19 protein-coding genes and 1 riboswitch are annotated in these 19,724 nt (G+C 55.3%); of the genes, 13 read left to right on the top strand and 6 right to left on the bottom strand.

The features are described 5' to 3' along the window. Nucleotides 1–49 precede the first annotated feature (49 nt). From SMB34_RS09420 to SMB34_RS09405, 4 genes are all read left to right on the top strand, one after another. Nucleotides 50–283: a BolA family protein gene (locus SMB34_RS09420; RefSeq protein WP_007091307.1), complete on the top strand. Its 234-nt coding sequence runs from the start codon at nt 50–52 to the stop codon at nt 281–283. 239 nt (nt 284–522) lie between these two features. Next, nucleotides 523–1,431 carry an EamA family transporter RarD gene (gene rarD / locus SMB34_RS09415; protein ID WP_037989498.1) on the top strand — a complete coding sequence of 303 codons (909 nt, stop codon included), beginning with the start codon at nt 523–525 and terminating at the stop codon, nt 1,429–1,431. 97 nt (nt 1,432–1,528) lie between these two features. Further along, nucleotides 1,529–1,864: a Grx4 family monothiol glutaredoxin gene (gene grxD / locus SMB34_RS09410; protein WP_007091305.1), complete on the top strand. Its 336-nt coding sequence runs from the start codon at nt 1,529–1,531 to the stop codon at nt 1,862–1,864. Between the two features lie 205 nt (nt 1,865–2,069). After that, nucleotides 2,070–4,274, top strand: a complete 2,205-nt coding sequence (locus SMB34_RS09405; protein WP_037989496.1) for a mechanosensitive ion channel family protein — start codon at nt 2,070–2,072, stop codon at nt 4,272–4,274. A gap of 89 nt (nt 4,275–4,363) precedes the next feature. Here the strand turns inward: SMB34_RS09405 and rpsD are convergent, their stop codons facing one another. The 3 genes from rpsD to SMB34_RS09390 form a co-directional block, all read right to left on the bottom strand. Further along, entirely contained in the window at nt 4,364–4,981 is a 618-nt protein-coding gene (gene rpsD / locus SMB34_RS09400) for a 30S ribosomal protein S4 (protein WP_007091302.1), read from the bottom strand. 216 nt (nt 4,982–5,197) lie between these two features. Beyond that, nucleotides 5,198–7,297, bottom strand: a complete 2,100-nt coding sequence (locus SMB34_RS09395; protein WP_051682213.1) for a methyl-accepting chemotaxis protein — start codon at nt 7,295–7,297, stop codon at nt 5,198–5,200. A 314-nt stretch (nt 7,298–7,611) separates the two neighbouring features. After that, on the bottom strand, nt 7,612–8,403 hold the full coding sequence (locus tag SMB34_RS09390) for an RNA methyltransferase (RefSeq protein WP_037989494.1): 792 nt from the start codon (nt 8,401–8,403) through the stop codon (nt 7,612–7,614). Between the two features lie 298 nt (nt 8,404–8,701). Continuing rightward, nucleotides 8,702–8,809: riboswitch (guanidine-I (ykkC/yxkD leader) on the top strand. A 106-nt stretch (nt 8,810–8,915) separates the two neighbouring features. Here SMB34_RS09390 and SMB34_RS09385 point away from each other — a divergent pair. The 5 genes from SMB34_RS09385 to SMB34_RS09365 all read left to right on the top strand — a co-directional run bounded on the left by SMB34_RS09385 (nt 8,916) and on the right by SMB34_RS09365 (nt 13,597). Then, nucleotides 8,916–9,986 carry a putative urea ABC transporter substrate-binding protein gene (locus SMB34_RS09385; RefSeq protein ID WP_037989491.1) on the top strand — a complete coding sequence of 357 codons (1,071 nt, stop codon included), beginning with the start codon at nt 8,916–8,918 and terminating at the stop codon, nt 9,984–9,986. 166 nt (nt 9,987–10,152) lie between these two features. Beyond that, nucleotides 10,153–10,974: an ABC transporter permease gene (locus tag SMB34_RS09380; RefSeq protein WP_037989489.1), complete on the top strand. Its 822-nt coding sequence runs from the start codon at nt 10,153–10,155 to the stop codon at nt 10,972–10,974. Further along, entirely contained in the window at nt 10,974–11,792 is an 819-nt protein-coding gene (locus tag SMB34_RS09375; RefSeq protein ID WP_037989487.1) for an ABC transporter ATP-binding protein, read from the top strand. Before SMB34_RS09380 ends, SMB34_RS09375 begins: the two co-directional genes overlap by 1 nt. Before the next feature lie 55 nt (nt 11,793–11,847). Continuing rightward, nucleotides 11,848–13,086, top strand: coding sequence for an agmatinase family protein (locus SMB34_RS09370; protein WP_037989485.1), 1,239 nt, complete (start codon nt 11,848–11,850; stop codon nt 13,084–13,086). 4 nt (nt 13,087–13,090) lie between these two features. Continuing rightward, on the top strand, nt 13,091–13,597 hold the full coding sequence (locus tag SMB34_RS09365; RefSeq protein WP_007091295.1) for a hypothetical protein: 507 nt from the start codon (nt 13,091–13,093) through the stop codon (nt 13,595–13,597). 58 nt (nt 13,598–13,655) lie between these two features. Here the strand turns inward: SMB34_RS09365 and cimA are convergent, their stop codons facing one another. Further along, entirely contained in the window at nt 13,656–15,269 is a 1,614-nt protein-coding gene (gene cimA, locus SMB34_RS09360) for a citramalate synthase (RefSeq protein ID WP_037989562.1), read from the bottom strand. Between the two features lie 285 nt (nt 15,270–15,554). On the opposite strand from cimA, the gene SMB34_RS09350 reads away from it, so the two are divergent. From SMB34_RS09350 to SMB34_RS09340, 3 genes are all read left to right on the top strand, one after another. Beyond that, nucleotides 15,555–15,815 carry a hypothetical protein gene (locus SMB34_RS09350; protein ID WP_037989561.1) on the top strand — a complete coding sequence of 87 codons (261 nt, stop codon included), beginning with the start codon at nt 15,555–15,557 and terminating at the stop codon, nt 15,813–15,815. A 228-nt stretch (nt 15,816–16,043) separates the two neighbouring features. Further along, nucleotides 16,044–16,730, top strand: coding sequence for a DsbA family oxidoreductase (locus SMB34_RS09345; RefSeq protein ID WP_037989480.1), 687 nt, complete (start codon nt 16,044–16,046; stop codon nt 16,728–16,730). Between the two features lie 146 nt (nt 16,731–16,876). Then, a complete protein-coding gene (locus tag SMB34_RS09340) occupies nt 16,877–17,530 on the top strand; it encodes a LysE family translocator (RefSeq protein WP_037989478.1) in 654 nt (217 codons plus the stop codon). Here SMB34_RS09340 and SMB34_RS09335 read toward each other — a convergent pair. Next, nucleotides 17,527–18,234, bottom strand: coding sequence for a DUF6064 family protein (locus tag SMB34_RS09335; protein WP_037989475.1), 708 nt, complete (start codon nt 18,232–18,234; stop codon nt 17,527–17,529). The two genes, SMB34_RS09340 and SMB34_RS09335, sit on opposite strands and share 4 nt — an antisense overlap. After that, on the bottom strand, nt 18,234–19,196 hold the full coding sequence (locus SMB34_RS09330; RefSeq protein ID WP_240478793.1) for an aldo/keto reductase: 963 nt from the start codon (nt 19,194–19,196) through the stop codon (nt 18,234–18,236). Before SMB34_RS09330 ends, SMB34_RS09335 begins: the two co-directional genes overlap by 1 nt. 147 nt (nt 19,197–19,343) lie before the next feature. Here SMB34_RS09330 and SMB34_RS09325 point away from each other — a divergent pair, with 147 nt between their 5' ends. Then, on the top strand, nt 19,344–19,709 hold the full coding sequence (locus tag SMB34_RS09325; RefSeq protein ID WP_037989473.1) for a MerR family transcriptional regulator: 366 nt from the start codon (nt 19,344–19,346) through the stop codon (nt 19,707–19,709). Nucleotides 19,710–19,724 lie beyond the last annotated feature (15 nt).

Below are 19,724 nucleotides of genomic sequence, written 5' to 3'. Positions count from 1 at the left end.
CGCCAAACAGGGCGCAAGGGTATTCGACCAATTATAAGGAATTAGCGCCATGGCCATGGAAGCCCACGAAATCGAAACGATGATCAAGGAAGCCCTTCCCGATGCACAGGTCCGCATCGAGGACCTTCGCGGTGATGGCGATCATTATGCGGCAATCGTTGTGTCCGAGTCCTTCCGCGGTAAAACCCGCGTGATGCAGCACCAGATGATCTATTCGGCCCTCAAAGGCAAAATGGGCGGTGACCTGCACGCCCTTGCGCTTCAGACTTCCGCACCGGAATAAGTTCCGGCCGCACGCACGGGGCCGCCTTGCGTTTGCCACCATCCTTGCAAAGCGGCCAGAAAATTACGGGCACCGATCAGCTTCGGTGCCCTTGATAATTCCCGACCTAGACCAGAATGACTACCCGTATTCGAACCCGGATCAATATCCGGGCTTCCGCTCCGGTTCAGGCTTGAATATCGTTCTGCCCATCGGGCACCTGCCGTTTGGCCCCACAAAATGACCATGGTTCAATAACGATGTCCTCATCCCAAAAACCAGCTTTGATCGGTGCCGGACCGCTGGCGGGGCTTGGTGCCTTTGTCATCTGGGGCTTTCTGGGCTTCTATTTCAAAATCATCGATTTCGCGAGCCCGTTTGAAATTCTCGCCCATCGCATCCTATGGTCGGCGATCCTGACATTGACACTGGTTTTTGTCCTGAAACGTCGTGCGCGATTGTGGGACCTGCTGTCGTCCAAGCGCACCATGGGACTGTTATTCATAAGCAGCCTGCTGATCGCCGGGAACTGGGTGATCTATATCTGGTCGGTCCATATCGGACATGCGCTTGAAGCCAGCCTTGGCTATTACATCATGCCGCTGATCATGCTGATCCTTGGTCGCATCTTCTTTGGCGAGAAGCTTAATCGCATTCAGATCGTCTCGGTACTGATCTGCTTTGCCGGGGTTCTGAACCTTCTGGTGTTTTTCGGATCACTGCCGTGGATTGCGCTTAGCCTGTCGTTGCTGTTCGGCTTTTATGGCGTCATCCGGAAATTTGTTCCAGCCGATCCGATTGCCGGTCTGTTTGTCGAATGTCTGCTGCTGTCGCCGATGGCATTTGGCTATCTGGTCTGGCTGAATGCATCGGGCACCATGGCCTTCACCAATATGGGGATTGGCCATGATGCCCTGCTGGTGTCGCTGGGTGCTGTCACAACCATTCCGTTGGTGCTGTTTGCCTTTGCCGCCCGGAACATGAAATTTTCCGCGCTTGGCCTGATGCAGTATCTGAATCCGACGATCCAGTTCTTTGTTGCGGTTCTCTTGCTCGGCGAAACTTTTACCCAGGCGCATATGATAACTTACGCGCTGGTCTGGATCGGACTTGGCATTTTCACCTGGGATAATTTGCGGACTGCACGGCAATTACGCCGCAAGAGTTGACAGAACCGCCCCTTCCAGCCATATCTTCGCCCATAAAACCATAACCTGAAATATCGCGGCAGAGAGATCGCCGCCTTTGCAGCCAAGGACAACCAACATGACCGACAATCCGGTTTTTGATCGCATTCAGAAAGACATCAACGATAACGACGTCGTTCTGTTCATGAAGGGCACCTCGATGTTCCCGCAATGCGGTTTCTCGGCCGCCGTCGTTCAGGTGCTTGCCGAACTCGGCGCGCCGTTCAAGGACATCAACGTTCTGGTCGACCCGGCAATCCGTCAGGGCATCAAGGACTTCTCGAACTGGCCGACCATTCCGCAGCTTTACGTCAAAGGCGAATTCGTTGGCGGTTGCGACATCGTTCGTGAAATGTATGCCTCGGGCGAACTGGCCCAGCACCTCAAAGACAAGGGCGTTGCTGTCGCTGCCTGATCAAGGCGGATGGCGCAGACCCGAACCGGTCTGACACCCGATGATTTAAAACGCGCCGCGCAGATGCCCGGCGCGTTTTTTATTGCCTCAAGCCCTGCGTGCATATGGGTCGATACTGCAAAACCATTCCTTGATACCCCTGTTTGGCTGTACCATCTTGCAAAAAGGAATTCGTTTTTACGAACAGGACGTTGGGCGGGACATTATGAAAATCACAACAAAAATCCTGATGTGTTTCGGCCTCTGGCTGCTTGTGGCGGGCATGCCAGACTGGGCACATGCACAGCCTGCCTTGGCTACAATGGCCGCTCAAAACGAAGAACAGACCACGGAAACAACCGATCCGTCCGATGATGCCTTGTCCGATACGGCTGAAACGACCTTCAGCTATTACGACTTCCTTGATGCCGGGGTGGCGCGCACCCGCGAACAGATTGCAGATACGATTACCGGCCTTGAAACCTTTCCCGATGAAATGGCACAAACCGGCGATTTTCTGTCATCAGATATCGGCCGTAGAGGGCTGATGCGCCTTGCCCTGTTCACCATGATTTTTGTTGGTACAGGATTGATCGTCGAATTTCTGTATCGCCGGGCTGCTGCCCCGCTCTGTAGTTATCTTGAAGCACAACACCCTACCCGCTTCTTCGACCGGCTGCGTCAGATGGCGCTTTTATCCGTCCTGTCGCTACTGTCTTTGACGGTCTTTGCCATCGGCTCAATCGGTGCCTTCATGATTTTTGACTGGCCGCCCCTGATGAAGGGAGCGCTTCTGTCGATGCTCGCCGCGTTCTTTGCTCTGCGTCTTGTCATGATCGTGCTGCAATTCCTGTTTGCGCCGCAGGCTGAAGGCCTTCGGATGATCGATGTCGATCCGCAGACCGCAGCGACACTGGCACGTACCATCACCATCGCAAGTGGCGTGTCGTTATTTGCCTTTGCGTTGGCCGGGGTTTTCCGGCAGTCACCGGCAATGGTCCATAGCGACATCATTCTTTTTGATATCGCGGTCGTGATCAGTGTTCTGGCGTTTTGCATCGCGACGGTTTCGCTGACGCGTTATTTCGCGAACCACCAGGTCACGGATACGGTTGAAAAAATTGCCCTGCCCGTATCGCTTTCCCGCTTATGGCCCGTCATTGTTTGCGCCTATCTGATGGCACTCGGCGCGACGACCATTCTGGCGGCAGACCGTTTCATGAAGTGCCTGCTGGCGATTGGCATTGCCTGCCTGTTTGATGTAATTTTCCGCAACATCATCGAAAGCCAGCATCGCAAAAAATCCAGAATGGCCGAGGCCGAGGCAGATGCCATCAATGCCCGCGCCGAAGCAGCGACAATTGAAGCCGGGGAAGAATTCAAACCGGTTCAGCCGGACCTTCCGGTCTTTACCCCGGTTCTGAAACGCGGTGTGCGGTTACTTGCCATCGTCTTTGTTCTTGCCAGTTTCTGGCGTATCTGGGGATTTGATCGACTTGCGCTTGCCGAAGATGCCGGGATCATCGCGCGTGCGCTTGATGCCTCGACCGAGATCATCATGATCCTGCTGATCGCCGATCTGGTCTGGTCCCTGATCAAGGCGTTCCTTGACGAGCGCATGAGCCAAAGCGGCGCGGGCGGCGGACATGGCGACGGCGAAGGGGGCGGCACCGGATTATCGCGGATTGAAACCCTGTTACCGCTTTTGAAAAACTTCGCGCTGACCGTCATCGTCATCATGGTGGTGATGGTGACATTGTCCGCCCTTGGGGTTGATATCGGCCCGCTGATTGCCGGTGCTGGCGTTGTTGGCCTTGCCATCGGCTTTGGCAGTCAGGCGCTCGTACGCGACGTTGTCGCGGGGGTTTTCTTCCTGCTTGATGATGCCTTCCGGCTTGGCGAATATATCGAAGTCGATAATCTGCGCGGACGGGTTGAAAATATCTCGATCCGGTCGATGCAGTTGCGCCATCATCGTGGCCCCCTGCAAACCGTGCCCTTTGGCGCAATCAAATCGATCATCAATCACAGCCGCGACTGGGTAATCGTCAAACTTGAATTCCGTGTGCCGTTTGAAACCGACGTCAACAAGATCAAGAAGCTGGTCAAAAGGCTGTCTGCCGAACTGCTTGAAGACCCGCTGATCGGTGACAGCTTTATCGAGCCACTGAAATCTCAGGGCGTGCGCCGGATGGAAGAATTCAACATGGTGATCGGGCTTAAATATACCGCCAAGCCCGGCGAACAATTCACCATCCGCAAAACCGTCTATCAAAGCGTTCTGGCGATGTTCAAGGAAAACGGCATCCAGATGGCCTCGCGCAATGTGAAGGTCGATGTGCCGGACGACGCCACACCGGAACAGAAGAAAGAAGCGATTGCCGCCGCTGCCCAGCAGGCATCCGAACAGGTCACCCCGCCAAAGGGCTGAACGTTTCTTTTTCGCATCGACCGGCAAAGCAAAACGCCCGCTGTTTCCAGCGGGCGTTTTGTGTTCGTCTTCGCGAAATCCGATAAGGATTAACGCGAGTAGAATTCGACGACCAGGTTCGGCTGCATCTGAACCGGGTACGGGATTTCTGCGAATTTCGGAACGCGAACGAAGGTGCCTTTGAAGGCCTTCGCGTCAACGTCGAGATATTCCGGAACGTCGCGTTCGTTCAGGTTGGCAGCTTCCATAACCATCGGGATTTCGCGCGAAGCCGGTTTGACTTCAACAACGTCGCCTTCTTTAACGAGGTAAGAAGGAATGGTGACTTTCTTGCCATTGACAAGAATGTGGCCGTGGTTAACGAACTGACGCGCTGCGAACACGGTCGGAACGAATTTCATGCGGTAGATAACGGCATCAAGACGGGTCTCGAGAATACCGACCAGCGTTTCGGAAGTATCGCCCGGACGACGCGATGCTTCTTTGTAGTAACGCAGGAACTGTTTCTCGGAGATGGAACCGTAATAGCCTTTAAGCTGCTGTTTGGCGAACAGCTGGGTGCCGTAATCGGTCGGCTTTTTACGGCGGGTCGCGCCGTGCATGCCCGGTGCATATTCGCGCTTGTTCAGCGGCGATTTTGCACGGCCCCAAAGGTTCACGCCAAGGCGGCGGTCAATCTTATGCTTTGCAGCAATACGTTTCGACATTTTGTAACTCTCTTTTTTAAGATCACTTTATTGTCCCGATAGTTTCCTGTGTCGGTTAACCCAAACAGGAACGGGGACGAAAACACCTGTTTCGCCCCACTTTCTCGGAAGTGAGGCGCAATATAGAGATCAAGACCGCAGAGTCAAACGAAAAGGCACCCGGGTTTCCCAACCCGAGTGCCCCTGATAACCGTTTAGCCGATTTTCAATGCAAAATCAGACGCCTGCCCGAATATCTCGCAGGAATTGCTCGACCTGCTGACGCAAGCTTGCAGCCTGCCCGGTCAGTTCCTCAGCAGCACTTGCAACATCACTTGCAGATTCGCCAACTTTGCCGGTCGATGCTGTCACTTGTCCGATCGTTGACGTAACCTCGGTCGTGCCCTGTGCCGCCTGCCCGACGTTGCGCGCGATTTCTTCGGTCGCCGCCCCCTGCTGTTCAACAGCGGCCGCAATCGTCGATGCGATTTCGCTGATGCGACCGATGGTTTCAGTGATCCCGCCAATTGCCTCGACCGCATCCCTGGTTGCCCCCTGAATACCGCCGATCTGACCGGAAATATCGTCTGTTGCACGCGCGGTCTGACTGGCAAGATTCTTGACCTCATTTGCGACAACTGCAAAGCCCTTGCCGGCATCCCCGGCACGCGCAGCCTCGATTGTCGCATTCAGCGCCAGAAGATTTGTCTGCGACGCAATATCCTGAATCAAGGTTACAACATCGCCGATCTTTTCCGCCGCATCGGCAAGACCACCGATCAACTGGTTTGTTCTGTTGGCTTCTTCTACGGCATTGCCCGCAATCTCGTTTGATTGCGCAACCTGCGACGAAATTTCACGGATAGACGCCGACAGCTCCTCGGTCGCGGAAGCCACAGTCTGTACATTATTGGATGCTTCTTCGGCGGCTGCATTCACCGCTGCGGCCTGTGATCGCGTGTCAACAGCGATCTGGTTCATGACCCCGGAAGACGACGACAGACGATCCGCAGCATTGCTCACCGAGCCGACCACTCCTCCAACAGAACTTTCAAACGAGTCCGCAAGCTGGTTCAACTGGGTACGGCGCCTTTCCTCGGCCACATGATCGGCTTTAAGTTTTTCGGCCTCGGCATTGCGAACACGCACGGCATTTTCCCGAAACACCGCAACGGCCTGTGCCATGCGGCCAAACTCGTTCGAACGGTCGGTATAGGGAATCTCGACATCGACATCATTCTGCGCCAGCGCATTCATCCGTTCGGTCATCCGCAACACCGGACGCCCCAACGCACCGCCAAGCCAAAAAGCGATAATCGCAACCGCAAGAACCGCAACAGCCGCCACGACGAGGGCGATATAAAGCTGGTTATTTGCCTCTGCCAGAATAGCTTTCATCGGGATCGCAGTACCCAATGCCCAGTTCGTACCCGTTTTGCCAATCGATATCGGTGTAAAGGTGACATAGTAAGACGCACTATCGGCACCGAGCTTCATTTCACGACCAAAAGCCTCACCTTTGCCAATACTTTCCAGGACCGGTGCCAGTACCGGATCAATATCGCTGATATTCTGCCCAACCCGATCCTTGGCACTGTGTGCGACAACATAGCCCCCTTCTGAAATCAGGGTAGCCATACCACTCTCGGGCAAGGCAATCTGGTCGATAATGCCCTGCAGCGTTTCAAGCGCCAGATCGACGGTTACGCCGCCAATCACCTTACTGCCCGGTTCCCCCTCAAATACCGGCGCACTGATGGTTGTCATTAACACGTCGACATTGTTCACGGGATAGACATAAGGTTCGACAATGGTTTCACGTCGTTCGTCACGGGGAACCAACCACCAATCGCCATCCCCCGGCGTTTCAAACCCGATCAGCGGCTCAAACGCGATCTTGCCCGATGCATCACGATAGAAATAGGGCACAAACCGACCGGCATCATCGCTGCCTGCCACATTGGCGTTGCTGCTATCGGCACCGTCAAAGGCGTTCGGTTCCCACACCGTTCCACTGCCGACAATCCCGGGATGCTGGCGCAGTAATTCGGAAATGATTTCACCGGCAACTTCGCGGTCAGGCTTACCTGCCGCAACCATGCCTTTTAGCGCCGAGGCTGTCGAACGAACGGCTTCCGCCGGAATATTCAATTCCTCCGAAACCGAATTGGCATATCGATAAGCCTGCTCGCGCGCCTGTTCGACCGATACCTTGTGAATGGCATCGAATGACGAAGATTGCGTAACCAGCAAAACCACCGCAACCGCAGAAAACGCAAGTGCCGCCATCGAAATCAGCAGCTGAACCTTGACCGAAAGATTTAGAAATCCCTTCATACCCCACCCCAATGCTCAAACATTTGAGAAACCTCTGAACCCCCGTCCGGGTGACCCATCTCTTATAAGATTGTGTTATGAACCCCAGACTCAAGGATAGGTCGGGAAAACAGGCGATGTCACGGATAATTTTGTAACTACAATTACAAATCGCCTTACATCATTACATTTGTCTAAAAAAATTCACACAAAGCCGGTCGTGACTCACGGGGCAGCACCAAGCTGTCGGCTGAATACTGAAAGCACCCCAAACAACAACACCCGCCAAAATCGGCGGGTGTTGTGTACCAATCTGCACAGAAGCAGACATGCAGCTATGGCTTGTGCTTACCGCCCCGCATCGCGACGATCATGCCGCGAAGTGTCTGAACTTCCTGGTGGGTCAGGTTGGCGCGGTTGAAAATATTGCGGATATTGCGTGCCATATTCGGGCGTTTTGCCTCGACCCGGAAGAAACCGGAATTATCCAGTTCCGCCTCCAGATGTTCGAACAAACGATCCAATTCGTCCCGGGTTGCCGGGAAGGTATCGTTCATCATCATCTGGTAATCGGGCACATCGACACCGGCCTGCCACCATTCATACCCGATCAGCAGCACGGCCTGCGCAAGGTTAAGCGATGTGAAGCCCGGGTTCAGTGGCACGGTCACGACCGCATCGGCCATCGAAATATGTTCGTTGCGCACACCGGTGCGTTCCGGCCCGAACATCACGCCGACCTCTTCCCCCTGCGCGACATTGGCGCGCATTTCAGGTGCCAGTCCCTTTGGGGTAAAAACCGGCTTGATCGCGTCGCGCGTCCGCGCGGTCGTCACATAAACCCGGTTCAGATCCGCGAGCGCATCTTCTTCGCGCTCGAACACCTTGGTATTGTCGATGACAATATCAGCCCCCGACGCATTCGCGGTTGCCCGTTCATTGGGCCAGCCATCACGCGGCCGCACAAGGCGCAAGTCAACCAAACCGCAATTGAGCATGGCGCGCGCCGCCTTGCCGATATTATCGCCAAGCTGCGGTTCGATCAGGATGATGACAGGCGGATTGGCGATACCGCCGGTTTCGGGTCTTGCGCCATCTGGCATAGCCGCGTCTGCGACGTCGCTCATCGCTTGAATTCTCCGGTCTTTGCATGGGGTAAAGTGCGGGCATGCCCGTCAATATTGGCGCTTCTTTACCAAAAGCCAATGCACGATGCCAGCACACATTACACGCACGGAAGATGCGTTATTTTTGATCATATTTATTTTTATGGTCATTTTTTAATCAAAAATTGCGCGCTGCATATATGCATTTCGCGCAACAGGCAGCGTCACTAACATCAGTATTATCCTTTATTTCCATAGCATTACCAACATCCAAAGACGTACTTCAGGTGACTGGCATATGCATTGCTTCTGTTTGAGTGTGCAGCGCGCCTAGGGTTCCGGTTCCGAAAGGAATGCTGGTCCAAGAGGCGCAAGCCAGCCAGAGTTTCACAGGCTGGTGACACGGCGGGCCAAAATCCCGGGAGACAACTGCACAGGTTTGTCGCGCACAAGCCTTCTCCCGGTTTGTGTGCAAGAGCCTTTCTTGAATTGACTGATCCGAAGTGATCCGCAAAACAAGCAGGAGCGCACACATGTTAAAGACGTTTTTCAAAACACTTTCGTTTGCCGCCGTCCTTTCTGCCTCTTTGGCTTCCCTACCCGCCCACGCCGAACAAAAGTCCGATTTCAAAGTCTGCTGGTCGATCTATGTCGGCTGGATGCCGTGGGGGTATCTGCAAGATAGCGGCATCATGAAAAAATGGGCCGACAAATACGACATCTCGGTCGATATCGTGCAGATCAACGATTACGTTGAATCGATCAACCAATATACCGCTGGCGAATATGACGGCTGCTCCATGACCAATATGGACGCGCTTTCGATCCCGGCCGGTGGCGGGATTGATACCACCGCCCTGATTGTTGGCGATTATTCCAACGGCAATGACGGCATCATCCTGAAAAACGCAACTGACCTTGCCGCCATCAAGGGGCAAAACGTCAATCTGGTTGAACTTTCCGTTTCCCATTACCTGCTGGCGCGTGCGCTTGAAAAGGTCGACCTGTCCGAACAGGACGTCACGGTCGTTAATACATCCGACGCCGACATGATCGCAACCTATGCCACCGACGATGTGACATCGGTCGTGACATGGAATCCGCTTCTGTCGGAAATTGCCGCCAACGATAACGCGACACTCGTCTTTGATAGTGCGGGTATCCCCGGCGAAATCATCGATATCATGATGGTCAACACCGAAACCCTTGCCGACAATCCGGCTTTCGGCAAGGCACTGGTTGGCGCATGGTATGAATTGATGGGCATCATGGCATCCGACACCGACGAAGGCATTGCCGCGCGAACTGCCATGGCCGAAGCATCAGGCACCGATCTTGCCGGATACGATGCCCAGCTTGCCAGCACGGCGATGTTCTTTACCCCGGACAAGGCGGTTGAATTCACCAAATCAGCCGAGCTTCCCGAAACCATGAAATTCGTCGCCGAATTCCTGTTCGACAAGGGCATCCTTGGTGAAGGCGCACCAAGCCCGGAATTCGTCGGCGTCAGCTTCCCGGATGGCAGCATCTATGGCGATAGCGCCAATGTGAAGCTGAAATTTGACACGACCTATATGGAGATGGCCGCCAAGGGCGAGCTTTGAAACCGTGTATTAGCCACGCCACCAAGCGCTTCGCTGATTAACTCTGTCGGCCATCCGGCCTTGTAACATTCGTTGCACCAGTTGCATCAGGTTCGGATGGCCGACCTTTCAGATTTTTGCCCCGTCTTGACCACTGCCCCGTTTTTGCAATTGCAAGGTGACGGCCATGCGTATCATCAATCGCACCCTTTCCCGGCGCGCAGCCATATTGCTGGGCTCGATCCCGTTTGCGCTTTTGATCGGGGCCTATGCCATCGCAAGCCATCTGCGCCGGATCGATAATCCGGCCGACAAGCTTTTGCCGTCGCTTGGCAGCATAGGGGATGCGATCTGGCGCATGGGGTTCGAGGCCGACAAACGGTCGGGCGATTACCTTCTGTGGCTTGATACGATCGATAGCCTGTCGCGCCTTGCGGTCGGCATTTTCATTTCCACCCTGCTTGCCATCGGGCTTGGCATTTCCATCGGCTTCATTCCGCATATCAGGCGCGGTCTGGCACCCTTTGTCGCCACCCTGTCCCTGATCCCGCCAATCACCATCCTGCCGATCCTGTTCATCATTTTCGGATTGGGCGAGACTTCCAAGGTAATGCTGATCGCGATTGGCACCGCCCCGGTCATGATCAGGACCATCGCGCAGGCGGTGATGGATATCCCTCGCGAACTGATCATCAAGGCTGAAACGCTGGGCGCCTCGACCTGGCAAATGATCACGCGTGTGGTTTTGCCGCAAGTCATGCCAAAACTGATCACTGCCATCCGGCTTGGCCTTGTCCCGGCATGGATTTTCCTGATTTCCGCCGAGGCCATCGCATCAACCAGCGGCCTTGGCTATCGCATCTTTCTGGTGCGTCGTTACCTCGCGATGGATGTGATCCTGCCTTATGTCGCCTGGATCACGCTTCTGGCCTTTATTCTTGACCGGTTGCTGTTGATGGCATCGCGCAAGGCTTTCCCTTGGAACCACCTTTCGGGGGATAGCCTGTGATGCGCGACCCGAAATTCATGATCCGCAACCTGACCAAGTCTTACGGCGAATATCCGGTGCTTGAACGCATCAATCTGGATATCGAAGCCGGGGCGTTTTGCACGCTGGTCGGGGCATCGGGCTGTGGCAAATCGACCTTTTTGCGCATGCTGCTGTCCCAGGAACTGCCAAGCAGCGGCGATATCCTGATGGATGGCGCACCACTGCCGCAACAACCCACCCCTGATCGCGGCATTGTCTTTCAACGCTATTCGGTTTTTCCGCATCTGACCGTTGCTGAAAACCTGATCATCGGCGCGGAATTTGCCGCCCGTAAACTGACCGGGCGCCTGTTTGGCCGCGCGCGCAAAAAGGCCCGCGATGATGTTGCCGAACTGCTTGAAACCATCGGCCTGTCACCAGCGGCCAACAAATATCCAAGTCAGCTTTCGGGCGGCATGCAGCAACGCCTTGCCATTGCTCAGGCCCTGACAATGAAACCCAGCGTGCTGCTGCTGGACGAGCCATTTGGCGCGCTTGATCCGGGTATTCGCAATGACATGCATGAATTGCTGCTGGACCTGTGGAAGGCGCATGACATAACGATCTTCATGGTCACGCACGACATCCACGAGGCCTTCAAACTCGGCACCCGGATGCTGGTATTTGACAAGTTGCGCGATGATCCGCACGCGCCAGAAGCCTATGGCGCGACCATCACATACGACCTGCCGATTGACCTGTCTGCCGCACCGCTTCCCGGTGCCAATGGCGAAACCGATGAAACCGACGGCATGAATTTCTCGGCCGCCCTGATGGCGACCGCGCCGGTTCCCTGATTTCAAACCCGAAAGCCACCCCAACAAAGACTGACGCAACCCGAAGGAAACAACTATGCGCGATTTCTTTGCCCCCCAAAATGTCCGCCGACATCGCGTGGCCGGAACATTGCCCGCCCCCGCCGCAACCCGTCACCACCACCCGAATTTCGACAAGCTGCAATTGCGTGGTTGGAAATCGGCGGAAAAAGAAGCCTTGCTGCCATCTGCCGCTTGGGAAAAGGAAAAGCAGTGGGCGCTTCGCATGGGTTTGACCGGCTCGGATTGCCTGACCGATAAATCGATCCCGACCTTTGCCCGGGGCGAACTGCCCCATTATGCCGGGATCAACACGTTTCTGAAGGCACCCTATATCGAAGACGTCACCAAGGTCGGTGCCTATGACGCGGCGGTTATAGGCATCCCGTTTGATGGCGGCACGACATACCGCCCCGGCACGCGTTTCGGCCCGCAGGGGGTTCGCAAGATATCCGCCCTTTACACGCCCTATAACTATGAAATGGGGGTCGATCTTCGCGAACAGATGACGCTTTGCGATGTAGGTGATGTTTTCACCATCCCGGCCAATATCGAAAAAACCTTTGATCAGATTACGCGCGCGGTCAGCCACGTTGCATCCAGTGGCGCACTGCCGATCATGATCGGCGGCGATCATTCCATCGGTTTCCCGTGCGTGCGTGGCATTGCGCAATGCACATCCAAACGTATCGGCATCGTGCATTTCGACCGCCATATCGACATTCAGGAAAAAGACCTTGATGAACGCATGCACACCACGCCGTGGTTCCATGCCACCGATCTGGTCAATGTTCCGGCGGTGAACCTTGTGCAGGTCGGCATTGGCGGCTGGCAGGTGCCGCGCGAAGGGGTCGAAGTTGCACGCAATCGCAATACCAACATCTTCACCATGCGCGATGTCGAGGAACTTGGACTGGCCGAAACCGCCGCGCGCGCGCTTGAACTGGCATGGAAGGATGCAGATGCGGTCTATATCTCGTTTGATATCGACAGTGTCGATTGCGGGTTCGTTCCGGGTACCGGTTGGCCCGAACCTGGCGGTTTCCTGCCGCGCGAGGCATTGGAGCTTGTATCGCTTGTCGCGGCAGAGGGAATTTGCGGCCTTGAAGTCGTTGAAGTTTCGCCGCCCTATGATTGCTCGGACATTACCGCCCTGCTGGCAACGCGCGTGATTGTCGATGTGCTGGGTACACTGGTGTCACATGGCAAAATGGGATCGCATCGCGGCATCATCGACAAACCGGTCACCATCCCCGCCGGCCCGGATGTGGAGTAACCAGATGCCCCATGATCATCACGATAACGGCCACAACCATTCTCACGGACCGGGGCATAATCACGCCCCGGACCACGATCACCTGCATTCCCATGTCCACGGCCAAAGCGACGCCGACCATGCCGAGGAATTACAGGTCCTGTCCTCAAGCTTCGTCGAAGGCTTCCGCAAAGCCGATGACAAGGCAAGCTACCTTCGCCTTGCCGATATCCCGTTTCAAAAGATCGGCAAGGATGGCCTGACCATGCATCTGGTCGATGCCAAAATCACAACCAACTGGCAAATCGGCACCGCCTGCCCGGCCTTTGCTACCCGCGAACTGGCTTATCTGCCGTTCCCCGGCAGCATGATCGAGGAACGCGAAACCATGACATTCACCTATGTGTCGATGACCGAACGGGCCGATATCGACCTGCTAAGCTTCATGGCCGCACGCTTTGGGCATGGGCACAAACATGGACACGATCATCACGATCAAAGTCATGACCACCCGCATCACCATCAAATCTAAACGTCAAAGGGCGCGGATCAAAACGCGCCCTTTGCCATTTTATCGCCTGAACCAACCGTCACGCATGCTGGCTGCGTACGCCGGATTTGAACAGTTTATAGGTGATCGAATCCCGAAGCGCGTTATAGGACGCCTCGATAATGTTGGTGGAAACCCCCACCGTTGACCAACTGTTGCCTTCGGCATCGCGGCTTTCGATCATGACGCGGGTGACCGCGCGCGTACCGTCGCCACGCGTTATGATGCGGACCTTATAGTCGATCAGTTCGATCTGCTGCACGGCTTCGACATATTCCGGCACGGTCAGAAGCACCTTGCGCAATGCGGCATCAAGCGCGTTGACCGGACCGTTGCCCTCTGCCACCGACATGAACTGTCCATCGCCGACCACAACCTTGACAGTGGCCTCGGACATGGTGATGACCTGTTCGTCCTGCTCGTCCACCCAGCGGCGTTCGTCAATCACGCGGAAGGATGTCACACGGAAATAACGGTCAAGCTCACCCAATGCCTTGCGCGCCAGAAGTTCAAAACTGGCTTCGGCACCGTCATAGGCATAACCATCAAATTCGCGTTGCTTGACCGCTTCGACAAGCTTGCCGACCGCATCGGATTTCGGATCAACCTCGACCCCGATTTCGCGGAACCGGGCCAGAATATTTGAACGCCCCGCCTGATCCGACACAAGGATATGACGCTGGTTTCCTACAAGCTCCGGCTCGATATGCTCGTAACAGGCCGGGTTCTTTTCCACGGCTGAAACATGCAACCCACCCTTGTGCGCAAAGGCGCTATCCCCGACATAGGCCGCCTGACGGGTCGGTTCGCGGTTAAGCCGTTCATCAAGAATGTGCGAAATACGGCGCAGATGGGTCAGTTGTTCATGCGAAATGCCGACGTCATATCCCATCTTCAGCATCAGGGTCGGGATGATCGAAATCAGGTTGGCATTGCCGCAACGCTCGCCCAGACCATTCAACGTACCCTGCACCTGGCGCACACCGGCCCGGACCGCCGCCAACGAGTTCGCCACCGCATTCTCGGTGTCGTTATGGCAGTGAATGCCGACATTTCCGCCCGGCACATGGGTGCAGACATCGGTGACAATGTCGAAAATCTCATCAGGCAGGGTGCCGCCATTGGTATCGCAAAGGACAACCCAGCGCGCACCGGCCTCATAGGCCGCCTTGATCGCGGCAAGGGCGTAGTCGCGATTGGCCTTGTAGCCGTCAAAGAAATGCTCGGCATCGAACATGACCTCGGAAACCTGGCTTTTCAGATGTGCGATGGATTCCGAAATCATCGCAAGGTTCTCCGAAAGCTCAATCCCGAGCGCCTCGGTCACCTGAAAATCCCAGCTTTTTCCGACCATGCAAACAATCGGCGCGCTTTGGGCCAACGTTGTCAGCCCCGGATCATTGGATGCCGAACGCCCTGCGCGTCGTGTCATGCCAAAGGCGGTCAGTTTCGAATTTTTAAGTTTCGGCGGATTGGCAAAGAATGCGTCATCGGTGGGGTTTGCCCCGGGCCAGCCGCCTTCAATATAGTCAATCGACAGCTCGTCCAGCGCCTTGGCAATTGCGGTTTTGTCCGCTGCCGAAAAATCCACGCCCTGGGTCTGTTGCCCGTCGCGCAAGGTACTGTCGTATAGATAGACGCGCTTGTCTGACATATTCATTCCAAAACTGATCGATCTTGTCTTGTTCCGGCGCTTGCCGGGCGGTCTGGCAAATTGCCGCAAAACCGTCATTTACGCAACCGCATTACAAGACATGCCAATTATGCGCTGCTTTTTGCCCGAAATCGCGTAATTACCCACCTTTAGGATAGCAAACCTGTCCCCCTGAATGGTTGTAAAGGTATGGTAGTAGTGATTAACTCTACCATACATTGTGAGGCGACCGGGAATACACCCCCCCCCCATTTCTTCGGGCTTCACATGGATGGGGACACCAAAATGGCATTAAAAGCCGCCGAAGATTTTGACGTTATGCTGCTTGCGGGTCTGACATGGCACCGTGCTGGCAAAAACAGCTGGACGGCGTCTGACCGTTTCGCCGCCTATACGATTTTTCTCGAACCTGATGACCGGTGGTACGGTCAATGGGAACGCGACGGCGAGAAAATGGCGGCTGACTGGTCCTGTCCCACTCTTGAAACCTTTGCCGAATATATGGTCGACAACGCCCGTCGCCAGAATATCGAAGGCATGGATTGAAATTCGCACCCTGTTGGCCGCGCTGCCATCAGAAGCGTCCCACGTGCACACCCCGAAACTCGGATTAGATCGTTGATCGACCTCCCCCCGCCGAGTTGTTGCACATATGACGGCCTGTCTCCCCCGGACAGGCCGTTTCTTTTGCCGCCCTGCATATCTTTCCTTGCGTTTGGCTCCATAGCGCTTATGTCTGGGCCATCCAGATATTCATAAGACAAGGCACAATTCATGAGCAACGGCATCCCGATGCAGATCGATATCGTCTCCGACGTTGTCTGCCCCTGGTGCATCATCGGCTATAAAAACCTTGAACAGGCGATGGAACGCCTTGACGGTCAGGTCGACATCAAGCTGCGCTGGCACCCGTTTGAACTGAATCCAGATATGGGTCCGGAAGGGCAGAACCTGTCAGAACATATCAAGGAAAAATACGGTCTGACCCCGGATCAAAGTGCGGAAAACCGCGACCGTATTTCGATGATGGGCGAGAATGTCGGCTTTGACATCCGCTTTAGCTCCGACAGCCGCATCTACAATACCTTTGATGCGCACCGGATGCTCTATTGGGCGGGCAAAGAAGGCAAACAGACCGAACTGAAACTGGCCCTGTTCCGCGCCTATTTTCAGGAGGGCGAAAACCCCGGCGAACACGGTGTTCTTAAACGCGCCGCCGAGGAAGTTGGCCTTTCACCGGAAAAGGCAGACGAAATTCTTGGCAGCGATATGTTCGCCAAGGAAGTCCGCGCCGAAGAAGAAGAATTCCGCAATGCCGGTATTTCATCGGTTCCAACCTATGTCGTGAACGGTAAATACGCCATTTCCGGCGGCCATCCGCCCGAGGTTTTCGAACAGGCCTTGTCCGAAATCGCCCGTCAGGTCGAGGTTGCCGACGACGAAGTCATTTTTGACGACTGATACCGTCATCGGATATGATCATCCAAAGCCCCGGTTGCCTCTCGCACCGGGGCTTTTGCATTCTCGACAGAACCACAACCGGGGCGTACAGTTTTCATGCCGCCACCACGGCATGTTTGCCACCATGTTTGACAAAGGATCGCCCTATGATCGACTTTGCCGATATCGCCCCTTATCTGCCGGGAATATTTCTGGCCTACGCGGTCCTTCTGATGGGCCTGATCAGCCCCGGCCCTGCCTTGCTGGGTCTGATGGGGGTCTCACTTGAACGCGGGCGCCGTGCGGGTCATTGCTTTGCCATCGGGATCGGGGCCGGATCGCTTTGCATTGGCATTCTGACCCTGACCGGCCTTTCTGCCCTTCTGGCAAGCTGGGCTGATGCCATGACCGTCATTCGTATTGCCGGCGGGATTTATCTTTTGTGGATGGCTTTCAAAGCCTTTCGTTCTGCGTTCCGCCCTGTGCAACCGGCCAGTGATGCCATTGCGCGCGACGACAAAGCCATCTCGCCGGTCGGGTATTTCGGCCTGGGACTCGGTCTTCATCTGACCAATCCCAAGGCAATTCTGACATGGATTGCCATCATCTCCATCGGCTTTGCCGATGGCACACCGATTTGGGTGGGATGGGTGATCGTAATCGGCTGCGGCACGATTTCAACACTTGTGCATTTCGCCTATGCCACCGCCTTTTCGACCGCACCGGCCACTTCGCTTTATCGCCGCGCGGCGCGCTGGATTAATGGTTTGCTTGGCGTGTTCTTTGCCGCGGTTGGCATTCGCCTGCTTGCCGGGCGCTAGTCATCCGCACCAGCATCAAGCAATGACCGGCGGGTGACACCGTTCTTCTGATCCATCCAGCCACCAAGCACTGTCAGCCAGACCGCAATCAATGGCAGCAGCGCGATATCCTGATCCATCACCCATAATGTGCCGCTGGCCAGTACACACCACGCCATCGGCACCGGCAATAAAATCCAGCGCCACGACCCGCGCGCCAGCAGGATAAAGCCAAGCGTCCCGATGGCCGTCGGATCGGCAGCACTGCCAAACAGTTCCGCCTGTATCAGGTCCCGTCCTTCGATCAAGCCGACAAAGGGATAGACGAAAATCGCAATCGCAATCATCACCATCCCGGCAATGCAGGAAAAATCACCGCGCCAGCCAAACCGCAAAGGCATCCGGCGCGCGGCAAACATCACCATCAACAATGCCTCGGTAATAAAGGCCGGAATGAAATACGGGATTAGCCAGTTGATCGGCTGGTAATAATACCAAAGGAAACCTGCACTCACCCAGCCCCAGATGATCGCCAGCAGAACAAGCGCCACCCGGTTGCCGCGATTGCCATGCCGGATGGAAAGACCAAATGTGATCATCCCCGCGACCAGTGCGGCACTCACCGCCAGCCACCACGTGGTATTCAGCGTTTCAAACAGCCGGAAATAAACGCGCGGCGAAAACAGCAGAAAATCTGCCAGACTGTAGCTCCACCATTCGCTCATCACAGGACCCCGATCACGGCAGCAATACGTTGGCGCATGTCGTCATCGGGCATCGGGCCGGTGGCGGCCTGCATGTTTTCCATGGCGTGCATCGGTTGCGTGGTTGCCGGGATCGGGCAGGTTACCGCCGGATGAGATATCAGATATTTCAGGATCAGCTGCGCCCAGCTTTTTGCCTCGATCTCGGCGGCAAAATCGGGAAGCTTTTCACCTTCTAAGCGGTCAAGCAGACTGCCACCGCGAAACGGTCGATTGACGATCACGGCAATGCCGCGTTCCTCCGCCAGCGGTAAAAGGTAATCCTCAACCTTGCGATCCACCGGGTTATAAGTTACCTGCACGAAGTCAATCGGGGTGTTTTTCATCACCGCCATCAAATCATCGGTCCGCCTGCCATGCGATGTCGTCACCCCGACATAACGCAGCCGTCCGGCATCCTTCATATCAAACAGAAGCGGCAGGTTGTCGTTGATCCCCACCAGATTATGAACCTGCAACAGGTCAAAATTTTCGATGTTCCAGTGCTCGGATGTTTGCGCGATCTGTTTGGCACCATCATCCGAAGTCCAGACCTTGTCGGTGGAAAATACCCGGTCGCGAGCGCCCAGTTTATCAAGCCCGTAACCGATCACCTCCTGGGATGATCCATACATCGGCGAGCTGTCGATCATGCGTCCGCCCCCGTCAAAAAACGCCTGCATGACATTGGCGCACTGATCGCGCAAAACCGGATCATTCCCGACATTAAACGTGATCCAGCTGCCCAGACCGACCGCCGGGATCATTTCACCACTGGACGGGATCGGCTTTTTGATCACATCGGGGATCTTGCGATTATCAAGCGTTTGCGCCCAAAGCGGCTTGATCGCGCCAAGGCCCGCTGTTGCGCCAATCGCCGTCGCCCCACGAAGGAAATTCCGTCGACCCAGAAAAAACATCGCAATCACAACCCTGTCGTTCATAACCGGTCACAGGATAGAAGGTGGTCCGAATGTCATGACTGCGCAACCGCAAGATGTTGCACAAACTGGCAAAAAATTTGCGCTTGACCTAAAGTACACTCCAGCAGCTAGCCTTTTGAAAGTTCCCCAAGCTGAAAGGTGACCGACATGATGATTGGTGAAGTCTCGGCCAAAAGCGGTTTGCCCATTCACACGCTGCGCTATTACGAAAAAATCGGGCTTGTGCCCAAACCGTCACGCGATGCGGGCGGCCGACGGTGCTATGACCCGGAAATTCTCGATTGGCTGACTTTCATTTCACGCCTCAAGGATCTTGGCATGCCGATCCGCGACCGGGTGCGGTTTGCCCGTCTGCGTAGCGAGGGCGAACAAACGGTTGGCGAACGGCGCGAACTTCTCGAAATCTATCGGACCGGATTGGCCCAGAAAATCGCCGAGCTGACCGAAACCCTCGAAGTGCTTGATTACAAGATCGCCAATTACGACAAAATCGGCCGCAAGAAAACGGCCTGATCCCACAATAAACCT

Source organism: Thalassospira permensis NBRC 106175, assembly GCF_000714555.1.
In the GTDB taxonomy this organism is placed as follows: domain Bacteria; phylum Pseudomonadota; class Alphaproteobacteria; order Rhodospirillales; family Thalassospiraceae; genus Thalassospira; species Thalassospira xiamenensis.
Note: the sequence above shows the minus strand (reverse complement) of the source record. Positions and strands in the feature narration are given on the sequence as shown.

Bases quoted from the DNA above. Each gene is read 5' to 3' on its own strand.
- SMB34_RS09365 (WP_007091295.1), top strand. From the start codon at position 13,091: ATGCCCCATGATCATCACGATAACGGCCACAACCATTCTCACGGACCG.
- SMB34_RS09390 (WP_037989494.1), bottom strand. From the start codon at position 8,403: ATGAGCGACGTCGCAGACGCGGCTATGCCAGATGGCGCAAGACCCGAA.
- SMB34_RS09405 (WP_037989496.1), top strand. From the start codon at position 2,070: ATGAAAATCACAACAAAAATCCTGATGTGTTTCGGCCTCTGGCTGCTT.
- SMB34_RS09375 (WP_037989487.1), top strand. From the start codon at position 10,974: ATGCGCGACCCGAAATTCATGATCCGCAACCTGACCAAGTCTTACGGC.
- SMB34_RS09370 (WP_037989485.1), top strand. From the start codon at position 11,848: ATGCGCGATTTCTTTGCCCCCCAAAATGTCCGCCGACATCGCGTGGCC.
- rpsD (WP_007091302.1), bottom strand. From the start codon at position 4,981: ATGTCGAAACGTATTGCTGCAAAGCATAAGATTGACCGCCGCCTTGGC.
- SMB34_RS09350 (WP_037989561.1), top strand. From the start codon at position 15,555: ATGGCATTAAAAGCCGCCGAAGATTTTGACGTTATGCTGCTTGCGGGT.
- SMB34_RS09345 (WP_037989480.1), top strand. From the start codon at position 16,044: ATGAGCAACGGCATCCCGATGCAGATCGATATCGTCTCCGACGTTGTC.
- SMB34_RS09325 (WP_037989473.1), top strand. From the start codon at position 19,344: ATGATGATTGGTGAAGTCTCGGCCAAAAGCGGTTTGCCCATTCACACG.
- SMB34_RS09330 (WP_240478793.1), bottom strand. From the start codon at position 19,196: ATGAACGACAGGGTTGTGATTGCGATGTTTTTTCTGGGTCGACGGAAT.
- SMB34_RS09395 (WP_051682213.1), bottom strand. From the start codon at position 7,297: ATGAAGGGATTTCTAAATCTTTCGGTCAAGGTTCAGCTGCTGATTTCG.
- grxD (WP_007091305.1), top strand. From the start codon at position 1,529: ATGACCGACAATCCGGTTTTTGATCGCATTCAGAAAGACATCAACGAT.
- rarD (WP_037989498.1), top strand. From the start codon at position 523: ATGTCCTCATCCCAAAAACCAGCTTTGATCGGTGCCGGACCGCTGGCG.
- SMB34_RS09335 (WP_037989475.1), bottom strand. From the start codon at position 18,234: ATGAGCGAATGGTGGAGCTACAGTCTGGCAGATTTTCTGCTGTTTTCG.
- SMB34_RS09385 (WP_037989491.1), top strand. From the start codon at position 8,916: ATGTTAAAGACGTTTTTCAAAACACTTTCGTTTGCCGCCGTCCTTTCT.
- SMB34_RS09380 (WP_037989489.1), top strand. From the start codon at position 10,153: ATGCGTATCATCAATCGCACCCTTTCCCGGCGCGCAGCCATATTGCTG.
- cimA (WP_037989562.1), bottom strand. From the start codon at position 15,269: ATGTCAGACAAGCGCGTCTATCTATACGACAGTACCTTGCGCGACGGG.
- SMB34_RS09420 (WP_007091307.1), top strand. From the start codon at position 50: ATGGCCATGGAAGCCCACGAAATCGAAACGATGATCAAGGAAGCCCTT.
- SMB34_RS09340 (WP_037989478.1), top strand. From the start codon at position 16,877: ATGATCGACTTTGCCGATATCGCCCCTTATCTGCCGGGAATATTTCTG.